This is a genomic window from Mesorhizobium sp. M0293 (genome assembly GCF_040321735.1).
GTDB lineage: Bacteria > Pseudomonadota > Alphaproteobacteria > Rhizobiales > Rhizobiaceae > Mesorhizobium.
Map to the genome: position 1 here is coordinate 1 of NZ_JAMYSA010000078.1, position 13,000 is coordinate 13,000.

The 13,000-nt window shown below is 63.6% G+C and carries 13 protein-coding genes; 11 read left to right on the forward strand and 2 right to left on the reverse strand.

All coding sequences use genetic code 11. From position 1 onward, the window contains the following. From NKJ06_RS24670 to NKJ06_RS24680, 3 genes are all read left to right on the forward strand, one after another. Nucleotides 1-2,851: nitrate reductase (locus NKJ06_RS24670; RefSeq protein WP_352810919.1), on the forward strand; the 2,851-nt coding region annotated here is incomplete at its 5' end. A 100-nt stretch (nucleotides 2,852-2,951) separates the two neighbouring features. Continuing rightward, entirely contained in the window at nucleotides 2,952-3,209 is a 258-nt protein-coding gene (locus tag NKJ06_RS24675; protein WP_352628997.1) for a BrnA antitoxin family protein, read from the forward strand. Between the two features lie 67 nt (nucleotides 3,210-3,276). Then, a complete protein-coding gene (locus NKJ06_RS24680; RefSeq protein ID WP_352810921.1) occupies nucleotides 3,277-3,468 on the forward strand; it encodes a hypothetical protein in 192 nt (63 codons plus the stop codon). A 149-nt stretch (nucleotides 3,469-3,617) separates the two neighbouring features. On the opposite strand, the gene NKJ06_RS24685 is transcribed toward NKJ06_RS24680, so the two are convergent. Beyond that, the gene (locus NKJ06_RS24685; protein ID WP_352628993.1) at nucleotides 3,618-3,878 is read right to left on the reverse strand and encodes a hypothetical protein; all 261 of its coding nucleotides are present in this window, start codon (nucleotides 3,876-3,878) and stop codon (nucleotides 3,618-3,620) included. 237 nt (nucleotides 3,879-4,115) lie between these two features. Between NKJ06_RS24685 and NKJ06_RS24690 the strand changes: the two genes are divergently transcribed. The 8 genes from NKJ06_RS24690 to NKJ06_RS24725 all read left to right on the forward strand — a co-directional run bounded on the left by NKJ06_RS24690 (nucleotide 4,116) and on the right by NKJ06_RS24725 (nucleotide 12,515). After that, nucleotides 4,116-4,889 carry an SDR family NAD(P)-dependent oxidoreductase gene (locus NKJ06_RS24690; RefSeq protein WP_352810924.1) on the forward strand — a complete coding sequence of 258 codons (774 nt, stop codon included), beginning with the start codon at nucleotides 4,116-4,118 and terminating at the stop codon, nucleotides 4,887-4,889. A 195-nt stretch (nucleotides 4,890-5,084) separates the two neighbouring features. Continuing rightward, the gene (gene hisD, locus NKJ06_RS24695) at nucleotides 5,085-6,407 is read left to right on the forward strand and encodes a histidinol dehydrogenase (RefSeq protein WP_352810926.1); all 1,323 of its coding nucleotides are present in this window, start codon (nucleotides 5,085-5,087) and stop codon (nucleotides 6,405-6,407) included. A gap of 15 nt (nucleotides 6,408-6,422) precedes the next feature. After that, a complete protein-coding gene (locus NKJ06_RS24700) occupies nucleotides 6,423-7,448 on the forward strand; it encodes a zinc-dependent alcohol dehydrogenase (protein ID WP_352810928.1) in 1,026 nt (341 codons plus the stop codon). A gap of 32 nt (nucleotides 7,449-7,480) precedes the next feature. Continuing rightward, nucleotides 7,481-8,212, forward strand: coding sequence for a histidine utilization transcriptional repressor HutC (gene hutC / locus NKJ06_RS24705; RefSeq protein WP_352810930.1), 732 nt, complete (start codon nucleotides 7,481-7,483; stop codon nucleotides 8,210-8,212). 109 nt (nucleotides 8,213-8,321) lie between these two features. After that, complete coding sequence (locus tag NKJ06_RS24710; protein ID WP_352810931.1) at nucleotides 8,322-9,614, forward strand: hypothetical protein; 1,293 nt, start codon at nucleotides 8,322-8,324, stop codon at nucleotides 9,612-9,614. Between the two features lie 208 nt (nucleotides 9,615-9,822). Beyond that, nucleotides 9,823-10,830, forward strand: coding sequence for an ABC transporter substrate-binding protein (locus NKJ06_RS24715; protein ID WP_352810940.1), 1,008 nt, complete (start codon nucleotides 9,823-9,825; stop codon nucleotides 10,828-10,830). Nucleotides 10,831-10,954: 124 nt separating this feature from the next. Next, nucleotides 10,955-11,722: an ABC transporter permease gene (locus NKJ06_RS24720; protein ID WP_352810933.1), complete on the forward strand. Its 768-nt coding sequence runs from the start codon at nucleotides 10,955-10,957 to the stop codon at nucleotides 11,720-11,722. A gap of 10 nt (nucleotides 11,723-11,732) precedes the next feature. Continuing rightward, on the forward strand, nucleotides 11,733-12,515 hold the full coding sequence (locus NKJ06_RS24725) for an ABC transporter ATP-binding protein (protein WP_352628980.1): 783 nt from the start codon (nucleotides 11,733-11,735) through the stop codon (nucleotides 12,513-12,515). A gap of 47 nt (nucleotides 12,516-12,562) precedes the next feature. On the opposite strand, the gene NKJ06_RS24730 is transcribed toward NKJ06_RS24725, so the two are convergent. After that, nucleotides 12,563-12,895, reverse strand: coding sequence for a hypothetical protein (locus tag NKJ06_RS24730; RefSeq protein ID WP_352810934.1), 333 nt, complete (start codon nucleotides 12,893-12,895; stop codon nucleotides 12,563-12,565). Nucleotides 12,896-13,000 lie beyond the last annotated feature (105 nt).

Genomic DNA, 13,000 nt, shown 5'->3' on the forward strand with positions numbered 1-13,000 from the left:
CCGCCCCCCCCCCCCGGCGGGGGGGGGGGGGGGGGGGGGGGGGGCGGCGGCGCGGGGCGCGGGGCCCCCGCCCCCCCCCCCCCCCCCCCACCCCAACCATCCGGCCAATTTCGGCCGGCTGTGCTCCAAGGGTTCGGCGCTGGCCGAGACCGTCGACCTTGACGGCAGGCTGCTTCATCCGGAGATCCACGGCCGCCGCGCCGGCTGGGACGAGGCGCTCGACCTGGTCGCCTCGACCTTCTCGCAAACCATCGCCGAGCACGGCCCGGATTCGGTTGCCTTCTATGTCTCCGGCCAGCTTCTAACTGAGGACTATTACGTCGCCAACAAGCTGATGAAAGGTTTTATCGGCTCGGCCAATATCGACACCAATTCGCGCCTGTGCATGGCCTCCTCGGTCGCCGGCCATCGCCGTGCCTTCGGCGCCGATACGGTGCCGGGAACCTATGAGGATCTGGAGCTTGCCGACCTCATCGTGCTGGTCGGCTCCAACCTCGCCTGGTGCCATCCCGTGCTCTACCAGCGCATCGCGGCGGCCCGGGAAAAGCGGCCGGAGATGAAGATCGTGCTGGTCGATCCGCGTCGCACGATGACCGCAGACATCGCCGACATGCACCTGGCGATCGCACCGGATGGCGACGTCGCCCTGTTCACCGGGCTGCTCGCCTATCTCGGCCAGCACAATGCGCTCGACCGCGCCTATATCACGACGCATACGACCGGCTTCGGGCAAGCGCTTTTCGCGGCGTCGGCGCTCGACCTGGCCGGCGTTGCCGCCGCCACGGGACTGAGCGAGGACGAGCTTGGCCGCTTCTACAGCCTGTTCGCGGCGACCGCGAAAACGGTGACCGTCTATAGCCAGGGGGTGAACCAGTCGTCCTCGGGCACCGACAAGGTCAACGCCATCATCAACTGCCATCTCGCCACCGGCCGCATCGGCAAACCCGGCACCGGGCCATTCTCGGTGACCGGCCAGCCCAACGCCATGGGCGGTCGCGAGGTCGGCGGCATGGCCAACATGCTGGCCGCGCACATGGAAGTCGAAAACCCGGAACATCGCGATCGCGTGCAACGATTCTGGAATGCACCGACCATTGCCCGAAAGCCCGGCCTGAAGGCGGTCGAGATGTTCCAGGCGGTGGCGGACGGGCGCATCAAGGCGCTGTGGATCATGGCCACCAACCCGGTCGATTCGATGCCGGATGCCGATGCCGTAGAGGCGGCGATCAAAGCTTGTCCCTTTGTCGTGGTGTCGGACGTGCTGGCCCAGACCGATACGGTGCGCCACGCCCATGTCCGGCTGCCCGCCGCCGCCTGGGGCGAAAAAGACGGCACCGTCACCAATTCCGAGCGCCGCATCTCACGCCAGCGCGCCTTTTTGGACCTGCCCGGAGAAGTGCTGCCGGACTGGCGGATTGTTGCCGAGGTGGGCAAGCGGATGGGCTTTGGCGAGGCGTTTTCCCATGCCACGCCGGCTGAGGTGTTTGCCGAGCATTCCGCGCTGTCGGGTTTTGAAAATGATGGTGCGCGGGATTTCGATATTGGGGTTTATGCCGGGGTTGATGGAGAAGACTACGACGCGTTGGAGCCTTTCCAGTGGCCGGCGCCGAGCCAAGGCACCCCCCTCTGGCCTGCCGGCCATCTCCCCCGCAAGGAGGGAGATCAGACGGCATCCCTGCCTTCGCCAATCGCCAACGTTGCAGGAATGGCGGCAACGCCTGAACCGCTAATCTCCCCCCTTGCGGGGGAGATGGCCGGCAGGCCAGAGGGGGGTGTTCAAGCTGGACGTCAGCCAGAGGAGAGCGCTCACGCCGCACCTGGCCCTTCCAACACCCGCTTCTTCGCCAACGGCAATTTCTACACACCCGACCGCAAGGCCCGCTTCATCGCCATCCGCCCCACCACGGAAATCCGTACCAGCCCCGACTATCCGCTGATCCTCAACACCGGCCGTATTCGCGACCATTGGCACACCATGACACGGACGGGGAAAAGCCCGCGGCTGTCGCAGCACATCGCCGAGCCCTTTGTCGAAATCCACCCGGCGGATGCGCAGCGCTTCGGCATCGGCGACGCCGACATCGTGCGCGTTTCCACCCCGCGTGGCGACGTGCTGGTGCGCGCGCTGGTGACGGTGCGCCAGCGCCAGGGCAGCCTGTTTGCACCGATGCACTGGACCGATCAGTTTGCGGCGAAGGGCCGGCTCGACACGCTGACCGCGCCGCTGACCGATCCGGTTTCCGGCCAGCCGGCGCTGAAACATGTCGCTGCCCGCATCGAGAAATTCGCCGCGAAAACCTTCGGCTTCGCCGTGATGCGCGAGAGGCCGGCGCATGTAGCAGCAGCTTACTGGGCGGTGGCCAAATGCAAGGGCGGCTGGCGGGTCGAGCTTGCCTTTGGCGATGACGATATCGACTGGGCCGGCTTCGCAGGGTCCTTGTTCGGCACGTCACCGGGCGCCGAAATCCTCGCCTATCATGACCGCGACGCCGGCCAGCATCGCATCGCCGCCTTCGACGGCGACCAACTGTCAGGCGCCTTGTTCGTCGCGTCCGGACCCGTTGCCGTGTCGCGCGGCTGGGCGGCGGAACAGTTGAGTGCCGATTATGTCGACCGCCGCGGCAGGCTGTCGATCGTCGCCGGGCGGCCTGGCGGAATCGACGCCGACCGCGGCGCCATCGTCTGCTCCTGCTTCAGCGTCGGTGCCAACCAGATCGCGGAAGCGGTGCGCCAAGGTTGCGGTAGCGTCGCGGCAATCGGCGTGGCCCTGCATGCCGGGACGAATTGCGGCTCCTGCCGTGCCGAGATCAGGGTCATCGTCGACGCACAAAGTCTTCAAGCAGCCGAGTGATTGTTCCTGACCAAAGGGGCCTGCGCGACGGCGCTGGTTGGGCTATGGTGGCGCAAGCGTGCAGCGTCGAGCACGAATCGTCTTCAGTCAGGGTCATCCAATGGCAAATCCCCCGCGCCGACCGACAAATCCGATGACGGCCGCAGAAGCGGCTTTCAAGCCAGTGAAGAAGCCGGCTGCTCCGGTCCGTGAGCCCTCGGCCACTCCAGGCGTCAGGGAGCTTGTTTCGATCCGGATCGACCGCGCCGTTCTGGATCATTTCCAGGAGGATGGACCGGGCTGGCAGGACCGCATCAACGATGCTTTGCGGCGGGCGATAGAAGGCAAGCCGACTGCCGGCGGTTCGGAAGACGAGTAGAGCCCATTGCTTCGTCATCCACGGGCGAAGCAAGGAGCGTAGCAACGCGGCGCAGACCAGAGGATGCATGGCGCGACTTCAGAGCGCTGCAGCGGTGCAGAATTCTGCTCCGCTGCATTCCAAGGTCGCGGCATCCTTGGCGATTTTCTGCGCTGCATGGCAGAACAGGACAACCGTCCTGTATTCGACAAACCGGGCGCGGATGCCGGCGCTTATTGGTCGGCGGCCTGACGCGGCCGCGCTGCGCCTCGCCCTGTGAGACCAAGCCTTCCTGCTCGAGCGAACGGATGATCGCCGAGGGGCAGGTGGATCGCAGATTCCTTTGGCGATACATCGATACGGGGCCGAACGATGTGTTTGACCCCGTATCGATGTGGCGAAGCCCGGCGCCAGCCGGCGTGCGTTGATCTAAGACCTTATCCCCGGAGGAACATCATCGGCCGACGCTTTGGTTTGGCGGTCGAAAACGACCGCCAAACCATTCTTGACGGCAAGCGAGGCGACCATGTCGTCGAGTTCGCGATCGGGAATGGCGGGTTTGAGGACGTGCCGGATGGCCCGATAGGCCTGTTCGGTCGACACATAATCGTAGCGCTTTTTGCGCGCTTCCACATATTGCTCGATGAGAATGCCCAATCGGCGGGCGGCGATGTCATCTGGCTGCTGCAAGGGAGCCTCCTCAAGCGTCGATGGTTTGCAGACCCCTTGGATGTAAAAACCCACGCCGCGAAAGTTAAGGCCTGCGGCCGGCTCGAAGCCAAATAAAATGTGCCATCGACATTGACGACAAGGGTGCTCATGCGGCGAATGATGTCATCAGGAGCGCAGCTGAAGCGCTTTGTATATGCTTGTATATGTAAGACCGTATAATAGCGTTCGAAGCCGGCCACCGACCAGGAGGATCACATGCGCAACGCTTCTCTCTTCGATCTCTCCGGCAGGAAGGCGCTTGTCACCGGCGCAAGCCGCGGCATCGGGCGCAGCATCGCCGAAGCGCTCAGCGCGGCCGGCGCCGACGTCGCGGTCACGGCGCGCAGCCTGGCTTCGCTCGAGGAGACGACGGCAGCCATCCGCGCGGCCGGCGGGGTGGCGCACGCGATTGCACTCGACGTCACCGATGTCGGCCGCTGCCGGGCAGCAACCGCCGAGGCCGCCAGCCTGCTTGGCGGTCTCGACATTCTCGTCAACAATGCCGGGACGGAAGAGGTGCGGCCGTCGCTCGATGTCGACGAGGCGCTGTGGGACAGGATCGTCGACACGAATCTGAAGGGAGCGTTCTTCTGTGCCCAGGCCGCCGCGCGGCAGATGCGGGACGCAGGGCGTTCCGGCGCCATCATCAATCTGTGCTCGCTGACATCCGAGGTCGGAATTCCCACTGCGGTGCCGTATGGCTCGTCGAAGTCGGGTCTGCTCGGCATGACGCGGGCGCTGGCGGCAGAGTGGGCGGAGTTTGGCATCCGGGTCAACGCCATCGCGCCGGGCTATTTCAGGACGGCGATGACTGACGTTTTCTACAGCAACGAGGCATGGCAGCACTCCATGCTGGCCAAGATCCCGCAGCGCCGTTTCGGCGATCTCCGCGATCTGCATGGCATCGCCGTCTTCCTCGCTTCGGACGCCGCGGCCTACATCACCGGCCAGTCCATCCCGGTCGATGGCGGCTTTCTCGCCTCGATCTGATGCAGCGATTCGTCTCGGCAAGGATGATGGAAAAACTGCTGGCGACCATCATACATACATGTATATACTTTTGCCCGGGCGAAGCCTCTCGATGGCTTCGATCCTTGTTCCGGGTCGACCTGTCGGCCTGCAGAACTATGGCCGACCAACGCCAACCGTGATTGCGTTCCAAGAGTTCCAGGAGAACGAGCAGCCATGTCCGACATCAGCTTCCACGATTTGTCATCCATCGATGCCGACCAGCGCGCCAGTCTGCTGAAGCGCGCCGAGGCCGATCTGACGGTCTTCGTCGAGAAGGTCCGGCCGATCATCCAGGCCGTCAAGGACGAGGGCGACGCCGCCTTGATCCGGTTTGCGAGGGAACTCGACAAGGCCAATGTCACTGAGGGCGAACTGCAGGTGTCGGAGAGGGAGTTCGACGCGGCGTTCGACAAGGTCGAAAAGGATGTCGTGGAGAGCATCCAGTTCGGCATCGACAACATCCGGCATTTCCACGAGGAGCAGAAGCCGGAAACAATGTGGCTCAAGGAAGTTCGGCCGGGCGCCTATGCCGGCGACAGATACACGCCGATCGCTTCCGTCGCGCTTTATGTTCCCCGCGGCAAGGGCGCCTTTCCGTCGGTGACGATGATGACGTCGGTTCCGGCGGTGATTGCCGGTGTGCCGCAGATCGCGATCGTGACGCCGCCGACATCGGATGGTTCGGTGGATGCGGCAACGCTGGTCGCCGCGCGCCTCGCCGGCGTCGGGACCGTCTACAAATGCGGCGGCGCGCAAGCGGTCGCCGCCGTCGCCTACGGCACGCAGACAGTGAAGCCCGCGCTCAAGATCGTCGGCCCCGGCAGCCCGTGGGTGGTGGCGGCCAAGAGCGTGTTGTCGTCGGTCATCAACACCGGCCTACCGGCCGGCCCGTCCGAGGCGATCATCTTTGCCGATGACAGCGTCGACGGAGGCCTTGCCGCGCTTGATCTTCTCATCGAAGCCGAGCACGGGCCGGATTCCTCGGCCTATCTGGTGACGCACAGCCGCAAGGTCGCCGAAGCGGCACTCGCTGCACTTCCTGAGCATTGGTCGCGGATGACCGAACAGCGTGTCGAGTTTTCGCGCGCGGTGCTGACCGGTAAGCGCGGCGGCATCGTGCTGACGGCGTCGCTGGAGGACAGCTACCGCTTCATCAATGACTATGCGCCCGAACATCTCGAGATCCTGTCGACGGAGCCGTTCGCGCATCTCGGGCGCATCACCGAGGCAGCCGAAATCCTCATGGGCCCGCATACGCCGGTGACCCTTGCCAACTTCGTCCTCGGACCCAATGCCGTGCTGCCGACCAGCCGCTGGGCGCGAACTTATGGGCCGCTTTCGGTAACGGATTTCGTCAAGCGCTCGTCGGTCGGCTACGTCACCTCGGTAGCCTATCCGGAACTCGCTCTCCATGCCCGCAGGCTCGCCCGCTACGAAGGGTTCAGCTCGCATGAGAATGCGGTCTCGGAAATCCGCGACCGCTATCTCGCCGGCTGAGCGGAAACGATCGCGATGAAGGCCGCGCGACTCTACGGACCCGGCGACCTGCGCGTCGAGGACATCGCCACGCCGGGCACGCCGGATGCGGGCTGGGTGAAGCTGAGGGTCGATGCCGCCGGCATCTGTGGCTCGGATCTGCACAATTTCCGCACGGGCCAATGGATAAGCCGGTCGCCTTCGACGGCCGGCCATGAACTGACCGGCACGGTGACCGCCCTCGGTGAGGGCGTCGACACCGTCGCCGTTGGCGACAGGGTGATTGCCGATTCCCGTTTTTGGTGCGGAGACTGCGCGCAATGTCGTGCCGGCAGGCGGCATCTCTGCGCGTCGCTGGGCTTCGTGGGTGAGATCTGCGACGGCGGATTTGCCGAGCAGGCGGTGCTGCCCGCACGGCTTTTGCATGTCATCGATGCCGCGCTTGACGAGCGGGTCGCGGCGATGGCCGAGCCGCTGGCGGTGGCGCTGCATGCGGTGCGGCGGCTGCCGAAAACGGCAGGCGCCGTGCTTGTCGTCGGCTGTGGACCGATCGGCGGTCTCGCTGCGCTTCTGCTGTCGCGAACCTTCGCCGGCACCGTGCTCGGCGTCGACCGCAACCAGGCTCGCAGCGCCCGCGTGGCGCGGGTGACGGGGGCAACGATCGTCGATCTGAACCGGGACGCCATTGCCGCCGCAACCGCCAATGCCCCGTTGCTCGCGGCCGTCGAAGCGACCGGCAGCATCGCGGCGCTCAATCAGTTGCTCGGTGTTCTCGATCCCGGCGGCACGGTCGCCATGGTCGGCATCTTTCATGACCGTCTCGACATCGATCCCAACACATTGGTCGAACGCGAAATCGCATTGCTGGGATGCCATGCCTTTGCCGACGAACTGCCCGAGGCCGTGCGGATGCTGGGTGAACTCAGCGAACCGCTGCTGGCGCTGATCGACCAGGAGATCGGCCTCGATGAGATTCCTGCCGCCTATCAGCGGCTGCTGGCGGGGCAAAGCGACGGCTTGAAAACAATCATCCGCATGCGGCAACCTGTCGAGCAGTCGTGATTTCCGATAAATTGCCGGAAAGGACTTTTGAAATGATCACTTTGCCCGATACCGCCAGCCCTCTCTACGAGAAGGTGAAGGACTACATCCTGGCGAACATCGGAACGGGCCAGTGGAACAAGGATCGCAAGCTGCCATCCGAAAATGAGTTGGTGGCTTCGCTCGGCGTGTCGCGGATGACGGTGCACCGGGCCTTGCGGGAACTGACCGCGGCGGGATTTCTGACCCGGCTGCAAGGTGTGGGAACCTTCATTGCACCGCCGCGGCCGCAATCGACGCTGATCGAGATCAACAACATCGCGGCGGAAATCGTCGAGCGCGGCAACAGGCATCGTTCCGAAGTCCTCGTGCTCGAAACGATCATGCCGACAAAGGAACTGGCGCTGTCGTTCGAATTTCCAAAGCGTGTCTCGATCTATCATTCCGTCGTCGTCAATTTCGAGAACGATTTGCCAGTGCAGTTGGAAGAGCGCTTCGTCAATCCGAGCCTCATCCCCGATTATGACAAGCAGGATTTTTCGAAGACGGCGACCTATGACTACCTCATGCAGAAAACCCCGGTGACCGAGGTCGAGCACATCATCTCGGCGATCCCGGCGGATGCCGAGACAGCGCGGCATCTGGGCATCGATGTGGGCGCCTGCTGCCTTTTCCTGCACCGCCGGACGTGGACGGGTGCGGTGGTGGCGACGATCAGCAAGCTGACCTATGCCGGCAGCCGCTACTCGCTCGGCAGCCGCTATTCGCCTTCCAAAAACAGCTGACGGAATCATGGCGAATGCAAGCAGGAGCGATTTCGTTGTCAATGTATATACATGCACTGATGAGAATGGTTTCGCCCTCGGCTAACGAACTGGCTGGAAGGAGCGACAGATGACGCCGATACCGAGCCGCACGGCGCGGATCCGGGCACTCGCGCAATGTGATGTTGCCGAGGCACAGAGCGCGCTGGCGGCGCTGCTGGGCGATCTGTTCGAAATGCACCCCCGCAACGTCCGCATCAACTTCGATAAGTACAGCCTCAATTCCCTGAACGGCTTCTTCGAAGACGACGGCAAGGCCTACTTCTTCAAGTTCCATCAGGAGGAGCGGGAAGAGGCGATGATGGGCGAGTACTACAGGGCCGAGATTCTGTCGCGTGCCGGCCTGCCGGTCGATCAGCCGGTGCACATGTCCGCCCAGCCGGGCGAGCAGATCCTTGTCTATCGCCGCCGCACGGATCCGAGATTTTCGGACGTGCTGTTCGCGCTGGATGCCGAAGATGATGGCGAGAAGCGGCAAAAAGCGGTTCTTGCCGAGCGCGACCTGTCGGCCAGGCTGCTCAAGGTCTATCTGGAGACGCTGCATCCGGTGACTGTCGAGGAGGTAGCGGCCGAGCCGATCCACAGGCTTTTTCATGAGCGGCTGATTGATGCCGAGACACGCTCGTCGCCAGGCGGCCGGCTGGCCGATTTCTATGTCGGCAAACCGTTTGTCTTCCCCGGTGTGGAACTGGATTGGGATCGGTTTTCCCGGCTGAAATTCGTGATCAACGGCCAGCGCTACACCAGCAGCATCAGTGAGCTTTTCGACGCTGCGGCGGTGCGCTTGCGGCCGGAGCGGCTTGCCGACGCCGGCGGCGTGGTCGCGCATGGCGACGCCCACAACGCCAATGTCTGGTACACGGCGAAGGCGGGAAGGGCGGAGCTGTCGTTCTTCGATCCCGCCTTTGCCGGCTCGCATATCCCGACGCTGCTGGCGGAGGTGAAGGCGACGTTCCACAATATCTTCGCCCACCCGTTCTGGCTCTACGATCCGGCGACCGCGACAGAGGCTTTTCGCGCTCAGGCTCGGCTGGACGGAAACCTGCTCCATGTCGACACGGACTGGGACCTGAGCCCGATCCGCCAGGATCTGCTGGAGGTCAAGGCGACAGACCTGTGGCGGCCATTGCTGCTGGAACTGAAACGACGCGGCATGCTTCCGGCCGATTGGCGGGCGGTGCTGCGCTCAGGGCTGTTCCTGTCGCCGACGCTGGTCATGAACCTGCGCGCCGGCGCGCGCAGCCACACGCCGGTCTCCTCCCTCATTGCCTTTTCAGTCGCGGTCATGGTCGGCAGCGAACCCGTTGCCGGAGTCGATCGGGTGACCGATTTCCTCGACCGCATCGATCCGGAAAAAGCTTGAAAATTGAGTCTTCCCAGCTTGTATATGCATGTATGTATTTTAGCCTTGACATCCGCTCCCGCTGACGCTGAAATATCCTCGCACTTTCACCATGAAGTGGCAGGTAAGACGCCGAGGCACAGTGCCGCAAGAGCAGAAACCCGCAGTCTCACCAGACCGGCTACCTGGGTTAGAAAAAGCGGTCTGATCATCAAGGGGAACAAAGATGATGCGTAACCTAACAGGACAATTTCGCGCGCTCGTGATGGCCGCCGCCATCGGGCTCGCCGCCGCCCCGGCAGCCTACGCGGCCGATGCGGCCATTCCCACCACGCCCGAGGCGGGGTCGTTCAAGATCGGCATCGAGCCCTGGCTTGGCTATGGCCAGTGGCATGTCGCCGAGGCCAAGGCGCTGTTCAAGGCAAACGGGCTGACGGACGTCCAGATCGTCAATTTCGCCGAGGACAAGGACATCAATGCAGCACTTGCAAGCGGCCAGCTCGACGCCGCCAACATCGCCACCCACACGGCGATGGGCATGGTCGCGGCCGGCCTGCCGGTGAAGATCGTGCTGCTGCTCGACGTCAGCATGACCGCCGACGCCATCATCGCCGGCAAGGACGTCACCTCCATCGCGGACCTCAAGGGCAAGCAGGTCGCCTTCGAGGAAGGCACGACGAGCGACATCCTGCTCAAATACGCACTCGCCAGGAACGGCATGTCGATTGACGACGTGAAGCCGGTTCCGATGCCGGCATCCGACGCCGGCAGCGCCTTGATCGCCGGTCAGGTGCCGGTCGCGGTGACCTACGAACCGTACCTCACCGTCGCCATGACGCAGAACAAGGATCTCAAGCTGCTGTTCACCGCCGGCGAGGATCCCGGCCTGATCAGCGACGTGCTGGTGGTGCGCGACGAGGTGATCAAGTCGCGGCCCGGCCAGGTGCTGGCCATGATCAAGAGCTGGGACGCGGCGCTCAAGGATTACAATGCCGACACATCAGGCGGCCGCGCCATCATCGCCAAGGCGGTCGGTTCGGACGTCAAGGACCTCAACACCGCCTTTGACGGCGTGCGCTATTACTCGCTCGCCGAAAACAAGACGGCGCTCACCGGCGACTTCACCACCATGACCTTCGCGGATGTCGAAGCGGCCGCCAAGAACGCCAAACTGCTGCAGGCCGACGTGACGCCGGAGCAGATGATCGACCCGTCCTTCGTCAAGGCGGCGGAATGACCAAGGCCGGATCCCGGTGGTGACGCAAATGTCCGGGGAGCGTCCCGCGGAAACAGGCCCGGCGCAGTCCGCGCCAAGCCCCATCGCGAAACCGGCGCGCCGCCGCCGATCCTCCGGGATCGGCGTGCCCATCGCCAGGTCGCGCTTCCTGACCATCGCGGTGGCTGTCTTTGTCGGGCTTGGCCTTGCCTGGTGGGCGGCGACCGGACTGGGATTGGTGAAGCCCATCTTCCTGCCGTCGCCGGGCAGCGTCGCGACGCAGATCGCCAAGCTCGCGGCTGACGGCACGTTGTGGCTGGACCTCAAAGCCTCAATGTACCGCATTTCCATCGGCTTCCTCATCGCCGCGGCACTGTCGATACCGATCGGTGTGCTGATCGGTAGTTTCCGTTCCTGGGAAGCGGCCATCGAGCCGCTGGTGGATTTCATCCGCTACATGCCGGTCGTCGCCTTCGTGTCGCTCTCCATCCTGTGGGCGGGCACCGGCGATTCGCAGAAGTTCCTGATCATCTTCATCGGCACCTTCTTCCAGCAGGTTCTGATGATCATGGACAATGTGAAACGGGTTCCCGCTGATTTTATCGGCCTTGGGCGCACGCTCGGCCTGCCGGATCGCAAGATCCTGACGCGCATCGTCGTTCCCAGTGCCTTGCCGGGCATCTGGGATACGCTGCGCATCAGCCTGGGCTGGGCATGGACCTGGCTGGTGCTGGCCGAACTCGTCGCGGCGACATCGGGTCTCGGCTATCGCATCACCGTGTCGCAGCGCTATTTCCAGACCAACACCATCATCGGCTACATCCTGCTGCTTGGCGTGCTTGGCCTAATCACCGATCAGGTGATGAAGGCGTTGGAAAAGGTGCTGTTCAAGCAAGAGAGCCGCTCGCAATGAGGTTCAGCCGATGAGCCCCCCCAAATTGCGGATCGCCGGTCTCCACAAGAGCTTCGGCACCGGCGAGCGCCGCAAGGAAGTGCTGCGCGATATCAACCTCGATCTTGCCGACAACGAGTTCGTCTCGCTGGTCGGCACATCGGGCTGCGGCAAGAGCACGCTGCTGTCGATCGTCGCCGGGTTGCAGGATTTCGACGCCGGCGATCTCAGCATCGATGGCGCCCCGATTCTGCAGCCGGGTCTCGACCGTGGCGTCGTCTTCCAGTCCTACACGCTGCTTCCCTGGCTGACAGCGCGGCAGAACATCGAGTTTGCCCTCAAGGCCGCCGGTTACGACCGCGCGACCTGCCGCAGGATCGCGCTGGAGCATCTCGAACTCGTCAAGCTGTCGGATAGTGCCGACCGCTATCCGGCCGAACTCTCGGGCGGCATGAAACAGCGCGTTGCCATCGCGCGTGCGCTTTCCTATCGGCCCAAGATGCTGTTGATGGACGAGCCCTTCGGCGCGCTCGATGCCTTGACCCGGCACCAGATGCAGGAGCTGCTGACCCAGATCTGGGAGGAACACAGGTTGACCGTCCTGTTTGTCACCCATGACGTGGAGGAGGCCGTCTATCTGTCGGACCGGATCGTCGTCATGGGGATCGGCCCGGGGCGCATCACGCAGACCTTCAATGTCGACATCGAGCGTCCGCGCCGCGAAGAGGTGATGGAAAGCCCTGTATTCATGGATCTGCAGCGCGGCGTGCACAAAGCCATTCGCGAGGGGTCAAAACGCCCCGAAATGGCGTAGCATCCGGGCGGTCAAACAATTCGTTGGCCCCACATATCAGTCAGGAATCAGGGGCCGTGGGGACCGCATAGACCGAGCGTCCACGCGACGGTTCCGCAAAAGTCGCCGACATACCCATGGTAGCTGCCGTAACCATTGTAGTAGCTGTCCATCCGGCTATTGTCGCCCGCCGAGTTGTCGCCCGTCCAACCGCCGCCAACCCACACGTCAGACCGTAGATATTCCCGGTGAACCACGTGCCGATGCTCGCCGCCACGATGCGCCGCGACATGGCGGACAGAATGGTGCCTGACGACCGCGGCATCGGCGACAGTGCTAATAGAGATCGCGCTCGCGGCCGCCAAGACAATGGCACCGGTGAGCATCATCTGCCGTTTCATGAGGATGCCTCCTGTTCATGCGAGACATGCACGGAACGAAAACGGATACTGCACCCACACGTTCCTTCACAAAATCGGGACAAGCGATCTTTGGACAACGGCCCG

Excerpts from the sequence above, each read along its gene's own strand:
- NKJ06_RS24675 (WP_352628997.1), top strand. The coding sequence starts at position 2,952 with ATGGCAAATCCCCCGCGCCGACCGACAAATCCGATGACGGCCGCAGAA.
- NKJ06_RS24690 (WP_352810924.1), top strand. The coding sequence starts at position 4,116 with ATGCGCAACGCTTCTCTCTTCGATCTCTCCGGCAGGAAGGCGCTTGTC.
- hisD (WP_352810926.1), top strand. The coding sequence starts at position 5,085 with ATGTCCGACATCAGCTTCCACGATTTGTCATCCATCGATGCCGACCAG.
- NKJ06_RS24700 (WP_352810928.1), top strand. The coding sequence starts at position 6,423 with ATGAAGGCCGCGCGACTCTACGGACCCGGCGACCTGCGCGTCGAGGAC.
- NKJ06_RS24730 (WP_352810934.1), bottom strand. The coding sequence starts at position 12,895 with ATGAAACGGCAGATGATGCTCACCGGTGCCATTGTCTTGGCGGCCGCG.
- NKJ06_RS24725 (WP_352628980.1), top strand. The coding sequence starts at position 11,733 with ATGAGCCCCCCCAAATTGCGGATCGCCGGTCTCCACAAGAGCTTCGGC.
- NKJ06_RS24680 (WP_352810921.1), top strand. The coding sequence starts at position 3,277 with ATGGCGCGACTTCAGAGCGCTGCAGCGGTGCAGAATTCTGCTCCGCTG.
- hutC (WP_352810930.1), top strand. The coding sequence starts at position 7,481 with ATGATCACTTTGCCCGATACCGCCAGCCCTCTCTACGAGAAGGTGAAG.
- NKJ06_RS24710 (WP_352810931.1), top strand. The coding sequence starts at position 8,322 with ATGACGCCGATACCGAGCCGCACGGCGCGGATCCGGGCACTCGCGCAA.
- NKJ06_RS24715 (WP_352810940.1), top strand. The coding sequence starts at position 9,823 with ATGCGTAACCTAACAGGACAATTTCGCGCGCTCGTGATGGCCGCCGCC.